Source organism: Niastella populi (assembly GCF_002078015.1).
Taxonomy (GTDB): Bacteria; Bacteroidota; Bacteroidia; order Chitinophagales; family Chitinophagaceae; genus Niastella; species Niastella populi.
This window is the reverse complement of record NZ_LWBP01000263.1, coordinates 1-2,885: the sequence shown is the minus strand read 5'-3', so window position 1 is coordinate 2,885 and position 2,885 is coordinate 1. Positions and strand designations below refer to the sequence as shown.

Here is a 2,885-nt window from a genome sequence, read left to right as displayed (position 1 = left end):
GGCCGCCAGCTTTTGTTCCGTTTCAGTACGCGGCGCTATATATTCAATGGAAGACTGGCTGCCCTGTTCAGGTGCAGGCAGTCTTTTTCTGTCTATCTTGCCATTCGGTGTTACCGGAAAATGGTCCAGTTGAACGTAATGAGCAGGGATCATGTAAGCCGGCAGTAACTGGCCAAGGTGATGTTGCAGGTCAGCTGGTTCTATCACTTCCCTGCTTATGATATAAGCCACCAGTTCTTTGTTGCCATCGGCTCCGGCATGTACCGTAACCACAGCTGCATCCACACCTGCATATAACTGCAGTACAGTTTCTATTTCGGCCAGCTCTATACGGTACCCCCTTATCTTTACCTGGTGATCTTTACGACCCAAAAACGCTATCGTGCCATCCGGCAGCCACCTGCCAATATCGCCGGTCTTATACATTCTGCCGCCCGCGGTAAATGGATCGGCCACAAATTTTTCTTCGGTCAGCTCCGCCCGGTTCAGATAGCCACGGGCCAAACCGGCGCCTGCTATACATATTTCTCCGCTAACACCTCTTGGAACCAGATTGCCATGATCATCGATTATGTATATACGTGTATTATATATTGGTTGGCCGATCGGTATATTGCGCCCCGTTGGTTCATTTGCTTCGTTGAACCGGTAGATGGTGGAGCAGATACTGCTTTCCGTAGGACCATATGCATTAAAATAAACGCCCTGTCTTGCATAACCGATCACCTTGTCATACACCGCCGGCTCCCCTGCGGTCACCAGTCTTTTTAAGCGCTTTATTTTTTCCAGGTTCAGCAGTTGCAGATAAGCGGGCGGAATGGTGGCAATGGTTATTTCGTTTGCCAGGATATATTGTTCCAGCAGCGAAGGATCTTTTTTTGCTGTCTCTTCTATTATATATAGCACACCACCGGTTGCCAGCGCCACAAAGATCTCCGATACGGAGGCATCGAAGGACAAAGAAGCAAACTGAAGATTCCGGTCTGCAGCATGCACATCAAACAACCGGCCCTGTGCATAGATCGTATTGGCGATAGCGCCATGTTCAATCATCACTCCTTTGGGCGTACCCGTTGAACCGGATGTGTATATGATATAAGCCAACTCTTCTGAAGAAACTTCAGCTTCCAGGGCAATGCCTCTTTGCAGCTCTTCCAGTTGTACATCTATGGCAAATACATTTCCCGTAAAATAGGGAAGGTCAAAAATGTATTCCGTTTGTGTTATTAATACCCGTGCGCCTGTATCCTTAAGTATAAATTCTTTTCGCGCCGCCGGATACTCCGGATCTACAGGCACATAGGCTGCGCCGCATTTTAAGATCCCCAGGATAGCAATGATGGCTTTTTCCGTTCTATCAACCATCATGGCGACTATCTCGCCGGAACGGATGTTGTACTGCCCCTGTAAATAACCAGCCAGCGCATTGGATCTTTCATCCAGTTCTTTATAAGTAAGCTCCATGTCTCCATATACCACGGCCACTTCGTTGCCATACGCCTGCAGTTGCTCTTTAAACATTGCCACCAGCGTTTTACCTGCAGGTAGTTCAACCGCTGTATTATTATATTGTTCCAGCACTTCTTTGTCGCTATCACACAGCAGCTCGAGTTGGTGCAGCGCCTTATCAGGATGGGCTATAAGGGTACCCAGTAACTGATCCAGATGACCAGCCAGTTGCGCTACCAGCTCACTTTCATACACGTCGCGGTTGTAGTGAACAGACAGGTGCAGTCCACTGGCTGTTTCTATAAAATTGAACACCATATCAAACACACTGGTTTGCTTTTCTGCACCCGCGTATCCTTTTACGAGCACTTCACCCGCCCGTTGCTCCTCAGCTATATTACCCGTTTCGGCATTGCTTACTATTACCTGTATATCGAACAGGGGACTGCGGCTCATGTCGCGTTGCAATTGCAGCGCATGCACCAGCTCATCGAACGGATATAACTGGTGCGCATTGGCTTCAAGCACTACCTGTTGCACCTGTTGCAGCAGGTTACGGTAACTTTTTTCTCCACTGAACTGTATTCTTAAGGCAAGCGTGTTGGCATATAAGCCTACCTGCTGGTCCAACTCGGCATGGTCACGGCCCGCCACCGGGCTGCCGATGATCATATCTTCCTGGCCCGTATAGCGGTACAACAGCGCATTGACGGCCGCCATCAAACCTGCAAATAAGGTAACGCCCTGCTGTTGCAACAACGCTTTAAGCCCTTTACTGGTTTGTTCGTCGATGGCCCGGTTATACATGGCGCCACTATAGGTCTTTATCGCCGGACGCATTTTGCCGCCGTTCAGGTCCAACACCGGCAACTCCCCGGAAAACTGTTGTAACCAGAACGCTTTATGTTCCTCCATTACCGCTGCACTCAACTGCTCATGCTGCCAGCATACATAATCTTTATACTGGATCCGCAAGGGGGGTAACGGATCAATCACGCCATTCACTGTCGTATTATAGAGCGACAGCAGTTCGCGGATCAATACGCTCATTGACCAGCCATCGCTGATGATATGGTGCATTACAAAGGTGAATACCCATTTATCTTCGCTTACCTGTATTACGCTCACCCGCAGCAAGGGCCCCTGACTCAGATCAAACGGCGATATAAAATCTTTTTGCACCAACTGTGGCAGGATACGCTCCTGGTCCTTGTCACCACGGAGATCCAGGAAACTAATGCGGAACCCGGTTGCTGAAGCACTATTTATATACTGCCTGATCTCGCCCTGTTCGTTTTCTCTGAATACAGTGCACAGCACTTCATGACGGGTTAACAACGTTTCAAATGAAGACTCAAGGGTTGTATAATCCAAACGACCCTCAAATACATACACTGCGGGAATATTATAAGCGATGTTCGCTTCTTCAAACTGGC

At 48.7% G+C, this 2,885-nt stretch carries 1 protein-coding gene; it reads right to left on the bottom strand.

The features are described from left to right. The coding region (locus A4R26_RS34375) for a non-ribosomal peptide synthetase (RefSeq protein WP_133054871.1) at nt 1-2,885 on the bottom strand (2,885 nt) is incomplete at both ends.